This window comes from Marinospirillum sp., assembly GCF_044810985.1.
Taxonomy (GTDB): Bacteria; Pseudomonadota; Gammaproteobacteria; order Pseudomonadales; family Halomonadaceae; genus Marinospirillum.
Map to the genome: position 1 here is coordinate 1,563,061 of NZ_CP085242.1, position 19,896 is coordinate 1,582,956.

Consider the following 19,896-nt stretch of genomic DNA (forward strand, 5'->3'; position numbering starts at 1 on the left):
TTCACAAAAGCAAGACAAAAGGCAACACTCTTGAGTCCTGTCATTAAAAGAGGTCATCAGGGTCTATATCCAGTGACCAACGGGCTTTGCGGGCTTCGGGCGCAGTTTCCAGCCAGGGCAGCAGGCGGGCGATGAGGCGATGCAAAGGAGCCCGTTTTTCAGCATGAAAAAGCAGTTGCATATGGTAGCGACCCTGGCGTCTTTCCATGGGCGCGGGTACGGGGCCAAGCAGGGTGACCGGTTCGGGGTTGGTTTGCAGGCTGGCTCGGGCTTCTTGAGCCAGAACCTGCATCAGTTCTTCCACAGCCTGGGTTTTGGGGGCTTCAGCCCGCCAGATGGCCAGGTAGGCATAGGGGGGCCAGTGGGTTTTCCGACGTTCTTCCAGTAGGTCTTTGGCCAGGGCTTCATAGCCATCCACACACAGTTTTTCCAGACGTGGATCGTCACTGTGGTGGGTCTGAATCACCACTTCACCGGGTTTTTCGGCACGGCCTGCACGCCCGGCCACCTGGATCAGCAGTTGTGCGGTTCTTTCCATGGCGCGGGGATCGCTGGAATAAAGGCCATGATCGGCATCCAGAACCGTTGCCAGGGTGACATCGGGAAAATGGTGACCCTTAGCCAGCATCTGGGTGCCCAGAAGAATGCCCGGTTTGGCATGAATGATCTGATCCAGCTTTTCCTGCAGGGCGGTACGACCACGAACGGAATCCCGGTCGATGCGAATGATGGGGATGTCCGGAAAGCGTTCCTGCAGAGTCTCTTCGGCTCGCTCGGTGCCTGAGCCCAGGGGATGCAGCTCACTGTGCCCGCACTGGGGGCAGGCCGGTGGCAGGGGCTGCTGGGTGTCGCAGTGATGACAGTGGAGTTTGGAAGGTTCCCTGTGCCAGGTCATTCGGGCATCACAGTTCTGGCATCCGGCAATCCAGCCGCATTCGGTGCACATCAGAACCGGTGCAAAACCCCGGCGATTGAGCAGTATCAGTACCTGATTGCCCGCTTCCAGGTGTTTGCTGATGACCTTGATCAGGGGTTCTGAAAACCCACCCTGAAGTTTGCGGCTGCGAATATCCAGTAGTTTTGGCTGGGGGATTTCTATGTGCTCTTCCGGTCGCTGTTTTAAGTGGTGCAGGCGATACTGGCGACTCAGACCATGTGCCAGGCTTTCCAGCGAAGGCGTTGCCGAACCCAGCAGTACCGGAACCTGCGCCCGCTTGGCGCGCATCACGGCCAGGTCCCTGGCCTGGTAGCGCACGGAATCCTGCTGCTTGAAAGAGGCATCATGCTCTTCATCCACGATGATTACACCCAATTTGGGCAGCGGGGTAAAAACGGCTGAACGAGTCCCCAAAACCACGGCAGCCTTGCCTTCACTGGCAGCCCGCCAGGCATTCAGGCGTTCACGATCCGTCAAACCCGAATGCAAGGCCACAACCCGGCGATTAAAGCGCTTTTGAAAGCGACCTAGGGTCTGGGGTGTCAATCCGATCTCGGGAATCAATACCAGGGCCTGTTGGCCCCGTTCCAATACTTTTTGAATCAACTGCAGATAGACTTCGGTTTTGCCACTGCCGGTCACACCCAGCAGCAGGTTGGGCTGGAAATGACCCAGCCCTGCCAAGAGTTTATCCAGCACTTCATCCTGCTCGTCGGTCAGCTTCAGGGGAATTTCTGCCAAAACCTCTTTGGGAGGTGGTTCTTCCACCGGCAAAACTGGCAGACCAACGCCCTGAGTTTTGCGCCCCAGAGTAAAGCTTTCCACCAATTCCTTTTCTTCAAGGGTTTTGAGCTGTGACAGGTTAAAACCCGCAGCCAGGATTTCCTTCTGCAAGGGAGCTGTCTGGCGACGCTTTAAAAGCTCTATCAATTGTGCCTGGCGGGGCGCTCGCTTCAGCTCAGAGGTATCCAAAGCCTCACCAGCCTTCGTGAGTTGCCAGCGGGGTTGCTGCGGAGGATGCAGGGCCTGCCCCTGGCGCAAAAGGTTGGGTAAGGCCACCTGAACCACTTCCCCCACGGGCTGATGATAGTAATGCGCCACCCAGAGCAAAAAATCCAGGTGTTCACGCTCAAACAAAGGCTGACGATCCAGGTAGTCCCTGGCTGCTTTGAGCTTACTGACGGGTATGGCGGATTCATCCACCAGTTCAATCAAGAGACCTATCAGCTGGCGATTTCCAAAAGGCACCTGTACCCTGACCCCTGGTTCAGGCAAACGCTGCCCTTTGGCAGGCAGGTAATCAAAAAGCCTTCGCAGTGGTGTCGGCAGGGCAACCCTGAGTAGTGGCATATTTTTTTGCTCGGAATTGATTGGCTCAGTTAAAAGGCTCTGCTAGAATACGCCACCTTAAAATCCATTTACACCCTGTGCGGTGCCTGGCAAAAGATCAGGTGGCGGCGCAGCTGCTCAAGAGGCTCAACATGAAACAAGACATTCACCCGAAGTATAACTACGTCAAGGCAACCTGTTCTTGCGGTGCCACCTACACCATCGGCACCACGCATGATGCAGATTTCGAGCTGGATGTTTGCTCCAACTGCCACCCTTTCTACACTGGCAAGCAGAAGCAGGCGACAACCGGCGGTCGTGTTGAGCGTTTTGCCAAGCGTTTCGGTAAGCGCAAAGTTACCTAAGCAGCGATTTTATTACACTGCTCAAAGCCAGGTTTTATACCTGGCTTTTTTTATGCTTTATGAACAGGAATTGCGGTCAAAAGTCGCATCTTTCCACCGTGGAATCAGGCCCCTGGGCTTTTTTCAATAACCCCGCCCGGCCGGGTGCTTGTGGCTCCAGCCGATTTTATATATGCTGCTTAGACCTTAGTTAAAAGCCTGAACTCAGCCCAAGCCACAAGCCTGCTGACCCTTCAGGCTATATTTCTAGTAACCAATCAATTTATTCAGCCCATATAGCGAAAAAATCAAATGTCTGAAGATAAAAAACAAGCGGCTCTGGACTACCATGCTCTTCCAATCCCCGGCAAATTAAGCATTGAACTGACCAAACCCACGGCAACGGCAAAAGACCTGGCCCTGGCTTATAGCCCCGGTGTTGCCGAGCCAGTGCGTGAAATTGCTAAAGACCCTGAGCTGGCCTACAAATACACCGGCAAAGGCAACCTGGTTGCGGTCATTTCTGACGGCACCGCCATTCTGGGCCTGGGCAATCTGGGACCCTTGGCATCCAAGCCGGTTATGGAAGGTAAGGGCGTGCTCTTCAAATGCTTTGCAGGCATCAACTCAGTGGATGTCGAAGTCAATGCTGAAAGCCCCCAGGCTTTTATTGACACGGTTGCCCGTATTGCCGACACCTACGGTGGCATCAACCTGGAAGACATCAAGGCCCCCGAGTGCTTTGAAATTGAACGCACCCTGATCGAACAGTGCAACATTCCCGTGTTTCACGATGACCAGCATGGCACGGCCATCGTCACGGCTGCCGGTATGATCAATGCACTGGAGCTGGCCGACAAGAAGATTGAAAACGCCAAGATTGTCTGCCTGGGTGCCGGTGCAGCGGCCATTGCCTGCATGAAACTGCTGGTGGCTTGTGGTATGAAGCGCGAAAATATCTACATGCTGGATCGTAAAGGTGTGATTCATACCGGGCGCGAAGATCTCAACCAGTACAAGGCGATGTTTGCCAACGAGACCGACAAGCGCACCCTGGATGATGCCATTGATGGTGCCGATGCCTTTGTGGGTCTTTCCGGTCCGGACCTGCTCAGCAGTGAGCAGCTGGCCAAAATGGCAGCCAACCCCATCGTATTCGCCTGCTCCAACCCTGATCCGGAAATCAAACCGGAAGTGGCCAAGGCAACTCGTTCTGATGTCATCATGGCGACAGGCCGTTCCGACTACCCCAACCAGGTCAACAATGTTCTGGGCTTCCCCTTCATCTTCCGGGGTGCTCTGGATGTACGCGCAACCACCATCAATGAAGAGATGAAAGTGGCTGCCGTGAATGCCCTGAAAGACCTGGCGAAAAAGCCGGTCACCCAGGAAGTTCTGGATGCCTATGAGCTGGATGCTCTGGAATTCGGCCCTGAATACATCATCCCCAAGCCCATGGATTCCCGTCTTCTGGCACTGGTCTCCGGTGCTGTTGCTCAGGCAGCCGTTGATTCCGGCGTGGCCCGTCAGCCCTTCCCGGCTCACTACCCCCTGAAGAGCATCAAGGACGTTTACGGCGTGTAATTGCCCGCCGGTTGCAAACTCTGTAATGCAAAAGGCCAGATCCCATGGATCTGGCCTTTTTTATATTTATACCCGTGACAACAACAATCAGAAAAGGGCTTCCGGTGCTGATTGGTTGTCTTCACGATCCTGTTCACTGTCCAGGGTGCCACTGCGGCTTCGGGTGGCTGGCAAGGCTTCAGGCACTCTTTCTTGATAGAAGAGCTCAAAGATGGCGTTATCCTGGCCCGGACGGGCGCGCAGGCCAGTTTCCGGATCAATACGCACAGTTACCAAACCTTCCGGTCTGTCCATAGTCCGCTGGGGCTGACCTTCCAGAGCGACACGCATGAAGTCGATCCACATGGGCAAAGCCAGGTTCGCGCCATATTCACCGGTCGTTTCCGGCTGGTCAAAACCGGCCCAGACCGTCGCCACCACATCGCGGTTGAATCCGGCAAACCAGGCATCATTCAGCTCATTGGTGGTGCCGGTTTTACCGCGGATATCGTCCCGCTGCAAAGCCAAAGCCCTCTGGCCGGTGCCCTCATCAATAACATCCCGGAGAATGGAGTGCATGGTATAAATGGCTCTATCATCAACACTGCGCTGGGCAACCGGATATTCGATCCCTTTCAGCTCAATCGACTCCTGATCCGATTCACAGTTACGACAGACCCTGGGATGTATGGCCTGGAAGAGTTTTTCACCCTCGGAGTTTTCGATATGGGTGACCAGATGGCCTTCAATAGCATAACCGCCATTGGCCAGAGTGGCATAAGCCTGGTTCATATCAAACGGAGTGAAGTTGGCACTGCCCAGCGCCAGGGACAGATCCCTGGGCATAGCGGCAGAGTCCAGACCGAACTGGGCAATATAATTGATTGCCCTGCTGATCCCCACATAATTCAGCACCCGAATGGAAATCAGGTTACGTGAACGGTAAAGACCTTCACGCAGGCGCGTCGGGCCATAAAAGGTGCCACTGGAATTCTGGGGGCGCCAGACATCCTCAAGAGCCTGATCCTCAAAAACCACGGGGGCATCATTGATGATGGTGGCCGGAGTGTAGCCTTTTTCCAGGGCAGCCAGATAAACAAAGGGTTTGAACACAGACCCGGCCTGGCGTGCGGCCTGTTCGGCACGATTGAACCGGCTCTCGGTGAAATCAAAACCACCGACCAGGGCTTTCACCTGACCGGAGTCGGTTTCCATGGCCACCAGGGCGGCTTCCAGACTCGGAAGTTGCGCAAGCATCCAGGGCAGGTCTGCAGAATTGTTGGGGCGCAGGCGCACCAGGTCACCCCGAGAGGCAAGACGATCACCCGGCAAGGGCTGACGATCCTTCCAGAAAGGTGAATGATAACGTCCGGCCCAGGCAAACGCCTCTTTCGGCAATTCCACCACTTCCCCACCGCGACGCAAAACTCTCAGGTGCTCGGACTCAGCTGCCATAACGATGGCAGGCTGCAGGCCACCATAGACCGGTGTTTGATCCAGAACCCGCAACCAATTGCTGAAGTCCTCGCCATACTCCTGTTGCAGCCTCTCGGCACGGGGATCAGACAGAGCCTCGCGAACCTGCTCCAACCCCCCGGATTGTTCCGCTTCCAACTGGGCCAGGGTATCTGTTTCCAGGGATTCTTCTTCCTGCTGCAGGGGAATATCACTCCGTTCCACCCCGCGCCAGCCGCGCCGCTGGTCATAATCCAGAATGCCCTTATTAATGGCTCGGTTGGCCGCTTTTTGTTGCTCGGCATCAATGGAAGTGTAGACCTTCAGCCCCCGTGTATAGGCCTGATCACCGAATTTTTCCAGGGCAAACTGACGGGCGGACTCCCCCACATAGGGTGCTTCCACTTCAACGTCTGTAGGGTGGAAGCGTGCTGTAACAGGGGCTCTCAGGGATTCTTCATAACTGATATCATCCACCTTGCCCAGCAAATACATTCGCGAGAGTATCCAGTTACGACGAATCAGGGCACGGCGAGGATTGGCAAGGGGATTATAAGACGAAGGGGCTTTAGGCAAACCGGCAATCATGGCTATCTGGGGCAGGGTCAAATCCTGCAAAGGCTTGCCATAATAGACCTGCGAAGCAGCCACTATGCCGTAAGCACGATGTCCCAGGTAAATCTTGTTGACATACAGCTCCAGGATTTCCTGTTTGCTCAGCAACTGCTCCATACGCAGAGACAGGAGAATTTCACGCAGCTTGCGGGCAAAAGTCCGGTCTCTCGTTAACAAATAGTTACGTGCAACCTGCATGGTGATGGTGGAACCACCTGATTGAATCTCCCCGGTCGAAACCAGCTGATAAGCGGCCCGGATCAAACCGCGAATATCCACGCCCGGATGGTCATAATAACTGGCATCCTCAGCAGCCAGGAGCGCATCAACATAGCGCCGGGGGATATCATCATAACTGATACGGGTACGCCGATGCTCTCCAAACTCAGAAATCAAGAGGCCTTCAGACGAATAAACCCGCATGGGCATTTCCAGTTGCTCGGAAAGCAGGGCTTCTACATTTTGTAACTGAGCCACTTCTTCATGCAGTCCCGGCCAGAAATAAAGCACGATGGCCAGCGCCCAGACACCTCCAACTCCTGCACCGGCAATACCCAGCCAAATCAGGTTCCTGATGATTTTTTTCATTACCCTCATGCGATTACTTCAGCCCCCAGCTGCTATATATCTTAAATATTTGCACAACCCATTACAATCTGATACAAAAGCCCTAAAGCTAGGCTGAAGTTCATCAATTGACTCCCAGGCAACCTGGAACACCCTCAGCCACATCACCGGACAACGCGAAGGACAAGCTAGCCATGCTCAGGATGCCTGAATTTCCTTTTTTACGCCCGAAAAAATTACCACTGATCGGCATCGACATTACCTCTTCTGCGGTCAAACTGCTGGAAATTCACCCTCAAGGCAACCGTCTTCAGGTGGCCAGCTATGGCGTAGCCCCTCTGGAAAGTGGTGCCGTCAGTGACCGCCGGATCAAGGATTATAAATCGGTTGCGCGCAGCATTAAACGGGTGATTGACCGCACCCACCCCAGCACCCTGCGTACTGCTGTTGCGGTTCCTTCTGCAGCAGTGATCACACGTACCCTGAGCCTGCCCAGAGATCTTGATGACGATGAAATGGAAGCCCAGGTATTGCTGGAAGCTGACCAGCATATTCCTTATCCCTTGAATGAAGTCGCCATCGACTTTGAGCGCCAGCCACCTCTGAACCCGGATGACGACAACCAGCCCGTACTCCTGGTTGCCTGCCGGAGAGAAACCACCGAGCAACTTGACCAGGTTCTGGAGGAAGCTGGCTTGCAGCCTGTGGTGATTGATGTGGAAAACCTGGCGATTGAAAGAGCCATTCGCCTGATCACCAGTCAATTGCCCAGCCAGCAGGATGGGCAGATAGTTGCTGTTGCCGATATCGGTGCCACCACCACCACCCTCAATATTCTCTGTGACGGCGAAATCATCTACAGTCGTGACCAGATGTTTGGTGGCAAACAACTTACGGATGAAATTCAACGTCATTACGGGCTCTCCCGCGAAGAGGCCGGTTTTGCCAAAAAACGCGGTGACTTGCCTTCGGATTACTTTACAGAAATCCTGGAACCTTTTAAGACCGCAACGGTACATCAGATAGAGCGCCAGTTGCAGCTGTTTTATTCCTCCTCCACCTACCATGATATCGACTATCTGATTCTGGCGGGTGGGTCTTCGGCAATTGATGGCCTGCCTCAGATGGCGCAACATCATATTGGTTCCCCGACATTACTGGCCAACCCTTTTGCCAACATGGTGTTAAGTGACCGGGTCAATGCTGCAGCTCTGGCCCAGGACGCACCCGCCATGCTGATTGCCTGTGGGCTGGCCATGAGGATCGAGTCATGAGTAACGGCATCAACCTTCGTCCCTGGCGTGAAGAACGCCGCCAGCTCAGGCAAACCCAGTTTGTCTACCTGGCGGTGGCCACTCTACTCCTGGGCCTGGTATTGAGCGGCTTCTGGTGGTGGAGCAGCAACCAGTCTATCCAGGCCGTTCAGCAGGAAAATCAACTGATTCGTGATCAGCTGGGGGTGCTGGATGCGGAAATCCGTGAAGTCACCGAACTGCGCGAAAAACGCGAACAGCTCCTGCAACGTATTGAAGTCATTCAAAGCCTGCAGCGCCAGCGCCCGGTCACTATTGAGTTGCTCGACCAGTTAACCGGCAGCCTGACTGAAGGCATTTATCTGACCGATGTCCGGCGTCAAGACAACCAGCTGACCATTCAGGGCCACGCCACCCCTTCCCAGGCTTTATCCGACTGGATGCGCAGCCTGGAACAGCAGCAGCGCTTCAGCGAACCGGTACTGCGCAGCGTAACCTCCGATGAAAGCATCGGTGCCAACCGTTTTGACCTGCTGCTACCTCTTGCGGAGGACCAGCCATGAAGCTTGCTTTTGACACCCAGCGTCTGCAACCGGTCAAAACCTGGCTGTCCGTGCAATGGCGGGCCATTAAAAGACTGGAAAAAGACGACCTGGACTTACAAAGTGCCGGTCAGTGGCCTGATGCCCTCAAGGCGCTTACCCTGATCCTGCTGTTGGCCATGATTCTGTTTGCCAGCAACTGGCTGCTGATCAGTGGTGTTCGCGAAAAGCTTGATCAGACTCAAGGTGAACAGGAAGAACTGTTTGAACGCTATCAACTGCGCTCTTTCCAGGCCGCCAACCTGGGAGCCTATCAGCAGCAGATGCAAATCATGGAAGGCACTTTTTCAGAGCTGCTTTCCAGACTGCCCATCGACCGGGAGATACCGCGGCTGATTGAAAACATCCAGGCTCAGGCCAGCAGGCAAAGACTGGACCTGCAGGCGGTGAATCTGCGCGATGACCAGAGACGTGATTTTTATACCGAGCTGCCCTTTGAAATTCAGGCCAGAGGTGACTTCCACCGCCTGGCCAGTTTTATGGCCGGTATCAGCAGTCTTGACCGCATTATCACCCTGCACGATTTCACCCTATCACCCGTTGCCGGTGTCGGGCAGCCCACCCAGCTCAACCTGCGGTTGCAGGCTCGCACCTATCGATACGATGAAAACCGTCAGGCAACAGACGCCAGGAGGCAACCATGAAGCCAGACCGGTTACCTCTGTACAAACTGCTTTTGGCCGGACTTCTGCTGAGCCTGCTCAGCGCCTGCAGTGACCAGCCGCGCACAGCAGAAATCCAGCAACGTCTGCAGGAGCTGAAAGAAAGACCCAGCGGGCGTATTGATCCGGTTCCTGATTTTCCCGAGGCGGTCACTCCACAGTACACCCAGAACGACCAGCGCGACCCTTTTACACCCGATGGCCTGCTGGGTGACCGCTCGCAATTTCTCGCGGATTCCTCTCTGGCACCGGATCCCAGCCGCAACCAAACATCACTGGAACGCTGGAGCCTGAGTGAGCTGTCACTGCGCGGCATCATGCGAAAAGGCCAGCAGACTCGCGCCCTGATTCTGACCCCTGAGGGAAAACTGGCGGCAGTGGGAGTGGGTGATTATCTGGGCCAGGATCATGGCCGGATCACTGACATCAGCTCCAACCATATCAAGCTTGTAGAGCTCATCCCTGACAATCTGGGTGGCTGGCAGGAACGTGAACAAGAGCTCAATTTATCCAGGTAGGAATGCATATCATGACCTTATTTTCAAACAGCCTGCATCAGATCAGCAAAAAAATAATCGTTGGCAGCCTGCTCTGTTTTGGGCTCAGCACCGCACTGGCCGCTGAAACAACCCTTCAGGATCTGGATTTTCAACGCAGCCCCCAGGGACATGCCCTGCTGTTGCTGGACTTCTCCGACCCCCCGGTTTTACCGAAAGCCCAAGAGGTCACAGACAGCCTGGAACTGACCTTCTCCAACACCCGGATTCAGGAAGAACTTCGCAATCTGTATTCCACTCATGACTTTGCCACCCTGGTCTCCAGCCTCAGCCTGGATCAAGAGGGTGATCAGGCACTGATAAGCCTGGGAATCGACAAGCCCTACAGCTACACCCTCCACCAGCAGGCCACACAACTGCAGATAGAAATTGCAGAAAAACCGGGGCAGAAAGAAACAGAAACCAGAAGCAGCGGCCAGCGTTTCCAGTATTCCGGCGAGCCGATGAGCTTAAGCTACCAGGACATTCCCATCCGTGAACTGCTTCAGGAGCTGGCCAGTTTTCTGGATCTGAATCTGGTAGCCGGGGACAGTGTTCAGGGCAACATCACTCTGCAACTTAAGGAGGTTCCCTCCGATCAGGCGTTGGATCTGATCCTCACCACCCAGAATCTGGCCAGCCGCCAGGTCGGCAATGTCCTTCTGGTCGCCCCCGCTGAAGAACTGGTTGCCCTGGAGCAACAGCAGTTTGCAGCCAGACAATCCGAACAGGCGACACAACCCCTGGTGGATGAGTTTATCCGCATCAACTTTGCCAAAGCCGAAGACCTGCGCAATTTCATCATGGGTGAGTCGGAAACACCTTCCAACGATTCATCCCCGACTTCTCCGGCCTCCCTGGCCGCCGGTCTTTTCAATCAGGACGAACAACAGCAACCCACCACCAGCGGCACCAGCAGTCGTTTTCTCTCCGACCGTGGCCACCTGAGATTCGACAATCGCACCAACCAACTCTATGTGCGCGACACCCCTGAATACGTTGAACGGGTGCGCACTATCGTCAAGACTCTGGATATTCCTGTCGACCAGATCATGATTGAAGCCCGCATCGTGGTTGCCCGAACCGGTGTCAGCGATGAACTGGGTGTGACCTGGGGGGCCAGCCGTGCCGCTGGCTCAGCTAACGGGGGCTTTACCTCGGAACGGGGTCGAGTAGGGCCGGGTGAACGCACCGAGTTTGAAAGCACCAGCTCCGGTCAGCGCGGCATTTCTCTTGACCTGAACCCCCAGGCCGGCATTGGCTTTGGTTTTGTGAATGGCAACTTCCTGCTCGACTTGGAGCTGGCGGCCCTGGAAACGGAAAACCGCAGTGAAATCATCTCCCAGCCCAAGGTCATCACCTCGGATCGCAACAAGGCCGTGATTCGCTCCGGTGAAGAAATCCCTTACACCAGCATTGATGAAGACGGGGTTCGTACCACCAATTTCCGTCAGGCCGAATTGCGCCTGGAAGTGACACCCCAGGTGGTGGGTGATGACCAGATCTTCCTCACCCTGCAGGTGAACAACGACAGCATGGGTGAAGAAACTCTTGATGCTGGCCCCACCATCAACACCAATGCAGTGGAAACCCAGGTTCTGGCCAACAACGGTGAGACCATCGTGATTGGGGGGATTTTCACTTCGCAAACCCTGGAAGCCGAGGCCAAAACCCCTCTGTTGGGAGATATCCCCTTGTTGGGCTGGTTATTTCGGCGTTCCTTTCAAAGCCAGGAAAAGGTAGAATTGTTGATCTTTATTACACCCAGAATGCTGAACAACAGCCTTAGCCAGCCCCTGCAATCCGCTTCTGACTAAGGCTCGACAGCCTTAGACAGGTCAGGAGTAACCCCAGGATGCAGAGTGAAAACACCTGCACAACCAATATCATTCTTGTCGGCCCCATGGGGGCTGGCAAAAGCACTCTTGGGCGACTTTTGGCACGAGCCTTGAAAAGGCCCTTCTACGACTCCGACCAGGTCATTGAAGATCGCTGCGGTGCGGGCATTCCCTGGATCTTCGATCTCGAGGGCGAAGAAGGCTTTCGTCAGCGTGAAACCCAGATTCTTGAAGAACTAACGCACCAGCAAGGTATTGTACTGGCCACCGGTGGCGGTGCCGTTTTACGCCCTGAAAACCGGGAAAAACTGCGGGCAGGAGGCTTGGTGATTTTTCTGCGAACCACCGTGGAGCAACAGTTGGCCAGAACCCGCAAGAGCACGCATCGCCCCCTGTTGCAAACGGCCAACCCCCGCCAGCGCCTGGAAGCCATGCGCCTGGAGCGTGAACCTCTTTATGAGGAAACGGCCCACTTGACCATCAACACCGATCAGCGTCCGCCACGCCAGGTGGTTATGGATATCAAAAAACAACTTCTTGAACATCTGGATAACTGATATGCCTATGCAAAGCCTGCAACTTGATCTGGGTGAGCGCAGCTACGCGATTCATATAGGCTCAGGACTTCTGAAAAAGGGTGAGCTTATAACCCCCCTGCTGGAAGGCAAGCAGGTCTTGATCGTCACCAACACGACGGTGGCTCCCCTGTATCTGGAACAGCTCAAGTCCAGCCTGCAGAAGGCCAACCCCGACCTGCAAATAGCCACCTGCATTCTGCCGGATGGAGAAACCTACAAAAACCTGGCCCATCTGGAAAAAATCTGGGATCAACTGTTGGAATCCGGCTTCAACCGCAAGGCCACTTTGCTGGCTCTGGGTGGCGGCGTCATCGGCGACATGACCGGCTTTGCTGCTGCCTGCTATCAACGCGGCATCAACTTTATCCAACTGCCGACCACCCTGCTCTCCCAGGTGGACTCTTCTGTGGGTGGCAAAACCGGGGTCAACCATCCTCTGGGCAAGAACATGCTGGGGGCCTTCTGGCAGCCCCGCCTGGTTCTGATCGATACCCAAAGTCTGCAAAGTCTGCCGCCTCGGGAGCTGGCTGCCGGTATGGCCGAAGTCATCAAATACGGGTTGCTGGGTGACCTGCCTTTTCTGGAGTGGCTGGAAGCCCATATGACCGAGCTGATGTCCGGGGATGAGCAACTCTTGACCGAGGCCATTGCTCGTTCCTGCCAGTGCAAGGCTGATATCGTGGCTGAAGATGAAAGGGAAGGCGGCAAACGCGCCTTGCTGAACCTGGGGCACACTTTTGGTCATGCCATAGAAACGGAAATGGGTTATGGTCAATGGCTGCATGGCGAAGCTGTAGCTGCCGGCATGTGGCTGGCTGCGGATCTGTCCCGGCGTCTGGGCTGGCTGAATCAGGCTGACTGTGACCGGATTGCCCGCTTGTTAACCGCAGCTCATTTACCGGTGCGTCCACCCTCCCAAATGCAGGTGGCGCACTTTAACAAACACATGGCCGTCGACAAGAAAAATATAGATGGCCAGCTCAGACTGGTGCTTCTTGAGCGCTTGGGTCAGGCCCGAATTCACAACCTGACTGAACAAGCACTACTGGAAAGCTGTCTGATGGAAGCCTTGTCAACTAGCTGTTAAATAGCTGCAGGCGTTACACTTGCAGCTCTGATATGATTTAATTTTTATTTTCGCATCCCAACCTTGTCTAGGGAGTCGCTGGTATGCCATCCAGGGAACCGTCACTCAGCAGCGCAGAAGCCTCCAGTGAAGAGGCTCTGCAACTGCTGGAACAAATCAATGATCAAGCGGTTTTTTATCCAGGTCGCCAACATGGCAAGCACCTTGACCTGCTGCTCCACCTGAGCCGCTACAGCAACCTGCTATTAACCGTTACAGGTCCATCCGGCAGCGGCAAGTCCCACCTTAAAAACCGGCTCAAAGAACAGCTGGATTCCGGCGTCAGCGCCGTTAGCCTGGATGCCAACAGGGTCGGCAACGCACCCAAACTGCTGTCCAGCCTGGAAAGTGCCTTGCGCCTGGAGATTCCACCCCGGGCAGACACTCCCCAGTATCTTGAAGAAATCCGCAGCCATACCGAACTGCTCAGTGAAGACGGTGGCAGTTGCCTGATCCTGATCGACAATGCCGAAGCTCTGGATCAAGGCGCACTGGATGTCATTCTGGAGCTGGCCACCACCAGCAATGATTCGCGTCGCCCTCACCTTGCCTTATTTGGCCGTGACGATCTGCTCAAGCGCCTGCATGATCGTGCCAACCAATCCCGTTTTGAAGCCGTCGGTCACCACCTGCCCCTGGAGGCCTTCAGTGAAGTTGAAGCCCGTGGTTATCTGGAACACCGCTGCCACAGTGTGGGCCTGGATCATTTACCGCTGAATGACAACCAGTTCCATCGTGTCTACAAGGCATCCCACGGCTGGCCCGGCCTGCTCAACAAGGCCCTTTTGAAAGAACTGGAAGAAACCGGCCCCGCGGAAGACACCGCTGCCAAGGTCACCAAACCCAGTAAAAAGCCGCTCAGCAAAAAGAAAACCAAACGAGCCAAAACACCCCTGTGGCCCCTTTTCGGTGCTGCCGTCATTATTGCCGGGCTGGTTGTTGGCTTTCTTTACTATGGTGATATGGGCAGCAGCGGCCCTTCCGAAACCGGCATGCAGCTGATTTCCAGATCCCAGCAACTGCGCCAGGATTCGCAGGAGGGTCCACGAGGCCAAAGTGACGAGGTTCTGGAGAAGCTGGAGAGAGAAGTTGAAGACCTTCCTCCCCTTGAGGAGGAAATTGCTGAAGAAACAACCCTTGAGGAAGAGGCGACCACTGAAACACCGGCCACGGAAGCTCCGGCAGAGGATGAAGAAGTTGCTGACACCCCGGACGCCACACCGCCTCCAGTTCCCGAAGGCAATCAGCCGGACAGCCCGAATGATCCACCTCCCGACCTGACTAACAGCGAACAGCCGGAAGAGCAGCCAGAACCAGAACAGCAACCTGAATCCGAGCCGGAAGCAGATTTACAGCTTGAACCCCTGCCGGAACCGGAACAGACAACCGAACCGGAGCCGGAACCCGAGCCAGAAGTGGCCAGTGAATTTCAGGATGAGGGTTTTCGTCGTGAAGCCTGGCTGATGGAGCGTGATCCCCAGAACTTCACCCTGCAGCTGCTGGCCAGCTCGGAAGAGTCAACGGTTCAGAATTTCATCCAGGCGCAGGACAACCCGGATGATTTTTCCTACTACCAGCGCGGCCATGAGGGCAGCCCCTGGGTTGTCGTCCGCGGCGACTACGAAGACCGAGCTGAGGCAGAGGCAGCCAGAGAGGCATTGCCTGCCAACCTGCGCAATCAACAACCCTGGCTGCGACGTTTCAACGGGATTCAGACCGAATTGAACGAGCGCTAGTTATTCAAAAGCGGTTTTTTGCCCGATTTTGCACCCATATAGAGCAAAATCGGGCAAACGCACCAATCTTGAACACAAGCACCCAGAAGCAAACCTTTTGTGATTGGTTTTCCAAAAGCAATTTCTTAAAGTTATTCATTAACAAAAAAACTGGCCTTTTGGGCCATTTTTCGTTTGTTCCCTGTCCTTACCTGCGTGTAATATCCGCTGCATACCAAAATAACCGGCATACCCCTTGCCGATTTTGCATAACGTGAGAGCCAAGACCATGAACACATCTCTCCAAAACAAAAACCCAGGTCTTCACAAGAAAAGTGAATTCAAAGACAACTGCGGTTTCGGCCTGATTGCGCAAATGCATGGCCAGGCCAGCCATGACCTCTTGAAAACAGCGATTGAATCCCTGACCTGCATGACTCACCGCGGCGGTATCGCTGCCGATGGTAAAACCGGCGATGGCTGCGGCCTCCTAATCAAAAAGCCCGACTCTTTTCTGCGCACCCTGGCCCGGGAGCTTTTTGCCCAGGACATGCATGAACGCTATGCCGTAGGGATGGTCTTTCTGCCTCAGGATCAGGCTCGCGCCCAAAAAGGCCGCCAGGCTCTGGAGCAACAAATCCATGCCCAGGGCCTGGAAGTCGTGGGTTGGCGGGTTGTTCCCACCGACCCCTCGGTCTGCGGGGAGATTGCTCTGGCCTGCATGCCCCAGTTTGAGCAGATTTTTGTCAATGCTCCTGAAGGCATGGAAGAAAAAGAGCTGGGCGTGAAGCTTTTTATGGCTCGACGCCGCGCCGAAATGGCCATGAAAGAGGACGAAGACTTTTATGTGGCTTCCCTGTCCAGCAAGGTACTCTCCTATAAAGGGCTGACCCTGCCGGTTGATCTGCCCAATTTCTACACCGATTTGAGTGACGAGCGCATGGAAACCGCTATTTGCGTGTTCCACCAGCGTTTTTCCACCAACACCGACCCCAAATGGCCACTGGCCCAGCCTTTCCGTTACCTGGCTCACAATGGTGAAATCAATACCATTGAGGCCAATCGCAACTGGGCCAATGCGCGCAAGAAAAACTTCAAGAATGATTATCTGCCGGACATTGAAACCCTGGATCAGGTGGTCAATACCGAAGGTTCGGATTCTTCCAGCATGGACAATATGCTGGAGGTTCTGCTGACCGGGGACATGAACCTGTTTCAGGCGGTGCGCAAAATGATTCCCCCGGCCTGGCAGAATGTCCAGACCATGGATGGCGATCTGCGGGCCTTCTACGAATACAACTCCATGCACATGGAAGCCTGGGACGGACCCGCCGGCCTGGTCATGACCGATGGTCGCTATGCCTTGTGCATGCTGGATCGCAATGGCCTGCGCCCGGCGCGTTTTGTAATCACCAAAAACGGTTATATCACCCTGGCTTCGGAAATCGGTGTCTGGGATTACAAGCCGGAGGATGTTCTGCAAAAAAGCCGTGTTGGCCCCGGCCAGATTCTGGCTGTGGACACTCTGACCGGCGACATCCTGCACACCAAGGATGTCGACGACAAGCTCAAGTCTGCCAACCCTTACAAGCAGTGGCTACGTGAGCAGTCCACCTATCTGGAGTCCACCCTGACCGAGATAGGCCCGCGTTTTGAGGCCATGGACAAGCAGGAACTGGCCGTAGCCATGAAGATGTTCAACATCAGTCTGGAAGAGCGCAACTCGGTCCTCCTGCCTCTGGCGGATTCCGGCCAGGAAGCCGTGGGTTCCATGGGTGATGACACACCCATGGCCGTGCTTTCCAAAAAAGTGCGCCATGTCGCCGACTTCTTCCGCCAAAAGTTTGCCCAGGTCACCAACCCGGCCATCGACCCTCTGCGTGAATCCATCGTCATGTCGCTGGAAACCGTGATCGGCCGGGAAATGAATGTCTTTGAAGAAAAACCCGAGTATGCCAACCGCATCATTCTGACCACCCCGGTTCTTTCACCGCGCAAATTCAAGTCACTGGTTGAAGACCCGCGCCCCGGTTTTGAAGAGCAATTCATTGCGCTGCAATTCAACCCTGCAGAAACGGGACTCAAACAGGCCCTGGAAGACATTGCCCAGCAGGCCGAAAATGCAGTTCGCGCCAACAAGGTGCTGCTGGTTCTGTCCGACCGCAACCTGGACAAGGGCCAGTTGCCCATCAATGCTGTCATGGCAACCGGGGCCGTTCACCATCGTTTGATGGCCAAAGGCTTGCGCTGCGATGCCAATATCATCGTCGATACCGGTTGGGCGCGGGATTCCCATCATATGGCTGTACTCTTTGGCTTCGGGGCCACGGCCATTAACCCCTGGCTGAGCTATCAGGTCATCGCTGACCTGCACCGCAGTGGTGAACTCCAGGGTGATCCAGGGGATACCCGCCGCGCTTACCGTAAAGGCATTCAGAAAGGCCTGATGAAAATTCTCTCCAAAATGGGGATTTCCACTCTACCTTCCTATCGGGGTTCCCAGTTGTTTGAAGCCGTGGGCCTGGATGACGAAGTGGTCGAACTCTGCTTCAAGGGTGTGGCCAGCCGCATTCAGGGGGCCGGTTTTGTTGATCTGCAAATGGATCAGGAACTCCTGGCGGAAAATGCCTGGCGCAAGTCCGCCCGGGTCAGCCAGGGTGGCCTGCTCAAGTATGTGCACGGCGGTGAATACCATGCCTACAACCCGGATGTAGTCAAGAGCATGCAGGAAGCGGTACAAACCGGCAGTTATGAAGCCTGGAAGCGTTTTGCCAAGCTGGTCAATGAGCGGCCGGCAGCCACCCTGCGGGATCTTTTGAAACTCAAACCGGCTCAGCAGCCTTTGCCGCTGGATCAGGTGGAAAGCGTTGAAGACCTGCTGCCGCGTTTTGATTCGGCAGGCATGTCGCTGGGCGCCCTGTCACCGGAGGCTCACGAAGCCCTGGCCCAGGCCATGAATGAAATGGGTGCGCGTTCCAACTCGGGTGAAGGCGGTGAAGATCCCGCCCGCTACGGCACCAGCAAGTCTTCCAAAATCAAACAGATTGCTTCGGGTCGCTTTGGCGTGACCCCAGCCTACCTGTCCAGCGCTGAAGTCCTGCAAATCAAGGTCGCCCAGGGTGCCAAACCCGGTGAGGGCGGCCAGTTGCCCGGTGGCAAGGTCAATGCCCTGATTGCGCGTCTGCGCCATTCGGTGCCAGGGGTAACTCTGATTTCTCCACCACCGCACCACGACATCTATTCCATTGAAGATCTGGCCCAGTTGATTTTTGACCTCAAACAGGTCAATCCCAGGGCCCAGGTATCAGTCAAGCTGGTCTCCGAGCCGGGCATTGGCACCATCGCCACCGGGGTCGCCAAGGCCTACGCCGACCTGATTACTGTTTCCGGGTATGATGGCGGTACAGCAGCTTCGCCAATCACCTCCATCAAGTATGCCGGCTCCCCCTGGGAACTGGGCCTGGTGGAAGTCCAGCAGGCGCTGCGCATCAACAAGCTGCGCGACAAGATTCGCCTGCAAACCGATGGCGGTCTGAAAACCGGCATGGATGTGGTTAAAGCCGCCATCCTGGGTGCGGAAAGCTTTGGCTTCGGTACGGCTCCCATGGTTTCTCTGGGGTGTATCTACCTGCGCATCTGCCACCTGAATAACTGTGCGACCGGTGTCGCCACCCAGGATGAAAAACTGCGTGATGAGCACTTCCGGGGCACCGTGGAAATGGTCAAAAACTACTTCCGCTTTATTGCCGAAGAGGTTCGGGAAATCCTGGCTGAACTGGGGGTGCAAAAACTCACGGACCTGATCGGGCGCATGGATCTTCTGGAAGTTCTGGAAGGCGAAACCGAGCGCCAGGGCAAGCTCGACTTCAGCCGTCTGCTGAGCAATGACGAAATACCCGAAGATGCTCCCCACTTTTGCCAGATCAGTCGCAACGAACCCTTTGACAAGGGCGAGCTGGCCGAACGCATGGTGGCCGAATTGAAGGATGCCCTGGACAACCAGACCGGGGGAGAATTTGCATTCAACCTGACCAACTGCGACCGCTCCATCGGTGCCCGGATTTCCGGGGAAATTGCAGTTCGTTACGGTGATGATGGTCTGGCTACTGCCCCCATCAATCTGAAGCTCAAGGGTGTGGCCGGGCAAAGTTTCGGGGTCTGGAATGCCAAGGGTCTGAACATGTACCTGGAAGGCGATGCCAACGACTATGTCGGCAAAGGCATGAACGGTGGCAAACTGGTTCTGGTGCCCCCAACCGGCAGCAGTTTTGCCAGTCACAAGACCTCCATCATGGGCAACACCTGCCTATACGGAGCAACCGGCGGTCAACTCTTTGCGGCAGGCCGTGCCGGTGAGCGCTTTGCGGTACGCAACTCAGGTGCAACCGCCATAGTCGAAGGAGCAGGCGATCACTGCTGCGAATACATGACCGGCGGGATTGTCTGTGTTCTGGGCGATACCGGCTACAACTTCGGTGCGGGTATGACCGGTGGTTTTGCCTATGTGCTGGATCTGGAGCGTAGCTTCATGGACAAATACAACCACGAGCTGGTTGACCTGCACCGCATCAATACCGAACAGACGGAAGTCTATCGCAATCACCTGCGCAGCATGATCCAAAGCTTTGTGGAAGAAACCGACTCAGCCTGGGGACGCAAGATTCTGCAGGAATTTTCTGACTTTATTCGTCACTTCTGGCTGGTTAAACCCAAGGCTGCAAGCCTGGGCGATCTGCTCAAAACCACGCGCCAGAGCGCCCAGTAACCGACTTGAGG

13 protein-coding genes are annotated in these 19,896 nt (G+C 55.2%); 11 read left to right on the top strand and 2 right to left on the bottom strand.

Going from position 1 to position 19,896, the window contains the following annotated elements; genetic code table 11:
* Positions 1-43 precede the first annotated feature (43 nt).
* The gene (locus tag LG323_RS07530; protein ID WP_404420085.1) at positions 44-2,287 is read right to left on the bottom strand and encodes a primosomal protein N'; all 2,244 of its coding nucleotides are present in this window, start codon (positions 2,285-2,287) and stop codon (positions 44-46) included.
* 131 nt (positions 2,288-2,418) lie between these two features.
* On the opposite strand from LG323_RS07530, the gene rpmE reads away from it, so the two are divergent.
* The gene (gene rpmE / locus LG323_RS07535) at positions 2,419-2,631 is read left to right on the top strand and encodes a 50S ribosomal protein L31 (protein ID WP_310697379.1); all 213 of its coding nucleotides are present in this window, start codon (positions 2,419-2,421) and stop codon (positions 2,629-2,631) included.
* A 291-nt stretch (positions 2,632-2,922) separates the two neighbouring features.
* Positions 2,923-4,194, top strand: a complete 1,272-nt coding sequence (locus LG323_RS07540) for a malic enzyme-like NAD(P)-binding protein (RefSeq protein WP_404420086.1) — start codon at positions 2,923-2,925, stop codon at positions 4,192-4,194.
* Positions 4,195-4,281: 87 nt separating this feature from the next.
* On the opposite strand, the gene LG323_RS07545 is transcribed toward LG323_RS07540, so the two are convergent.
* The gene (locus tag LG323_RS07545) at positions 4,282-6,831 is read right to left on the bottom strand and encodes a penicillin-binding protein 1A (RefSeq protein WP_404420087.1); all 2,550 of its coding nucleotides are present in this window, start codon (positions 6,829-6,831) and stop codon (positions 4,282-4,284) included.
* A 173-nt stretch (positions 6,832-7,004) separates the two neighbouring features.
* On the opposite strand from LG323_RS07545, the gene pilM reads away from it, so the two are divergent.
* The 9 genes from pilM (at position 7,005) to gltB (ending at position 19,885) form a co-directional block, all read left to right on the top strand.
* The gene (pilM, locus tag LG323_RS07550) at positions 7,005-8,084 is read left to right on the top strand and encodes a type IV pilus assembly protein PilM (RefSeq protein WP_404420088.1); all 1,080 of its coding nucleotides are present in this window, start codon (positions 7,005-7,007) and stop codon (positions 8,082-8,084) included.
* Complete coding sequence (locus LG323_RS07555) at positions 8,081-8,626, top strand: PilN domain-containing protein (protein ID WP_310697375.1); 546 nt, start codon at positions 8,081-8,083, stop codon at positions 8,624-8,626. Before pilM ends, LG323_RS07555 begins: the two co-directional genes overlap by 4 nt.
* Positions 8,623-9,309, top strand: coding sequence for a type 4a pilus biogenesis protein PilO (locus tag LG323_RS07560; RefSeq protein WP_404420089.1), 687 nt, complete (start codon positions 8,623-8,625; stop codon positions 9,307-9,309). The genes LG323_RS07555 and LG323_RS07560 overlap by 4 nt, the downstream gene beginning before the upstream one ends.
* Positions 9,306-9,845 (top strand): pilus assembly protein PilP, encoded by a 540-nt coding sequence (locus tag LG323_RS07565; RefSeq protein ID WP_404420090.1) that lies wholly within the window; start codon positions 9,306-9,308, stop codon positions 9,843-9,845. Before LG323_RS07560 ends, LG323_RS07565 begins: the two co-directional genes overlap by 4 nt.
* Positions 9,846-9,856: 11 nt before the next feature.
* The gene (locus LG323_RS07570) at positions 9,857-11,680 is read left to right on the top strand and encodes a type IV pilus secretin PilQ (RefSeq protein ID WP_404420091.1); all 1,824 of its coding nucleotides are present in this window, start codon (positions 9,857-9,859) and stop codon (positions 11,678-11,680) included.
* 38 nt (positions 11,681-11,718) lie between these two features.
* A complete protein-coding gene (aroK, locus tag LG323_RS07575) occupies positions 11,719-12,258 on the top strand; it encodes a shikimate kinase AroK (RefSeq protein WP_310697370.1) in 540 nt (179 codons plus the stop codon).
* A gap of 7 nt (positions 12,259-12,265) precedes the next feature.
* Complete coding sequence (gene aroB / locus LG323_RS07580; RefSeq protein WP_404420122.1) at positions 12,266-13,366, top strand: 3-dehydroquinate synthase; 1,101 nt, start codon at positions 12,266-12,268, stop codon at positions 13,364-13,366.
* Positions 13,367-13,449: 83 nt separating this feature from the next.
* The gene (locus LG323_RS07585; protein WP_404420092.1) at positions 13,450-15,141 is read left to right on the top strand and encodes an AAA family ATPase; all 1,692 of its coding nucleotides are present in this window, start codon (positions 13,450-13,452) and stop codon (positions 15,139-15,141) included.
* Between the two features lie 268 nt (positions 15,142-15,409).
* Positions 15,410-19,885, top strand: coding sequence for a glutamate synthase large subunit (gltB, locus tag LG323_RS07590; RefSeq protein WP_404420093.1), 4,476 nt, complete (start codon positions 15,410-15,412; stop codon positions 19,883-19,885).
* Positions 19,886-19,896: the final 11 nt, after the last annotated feature.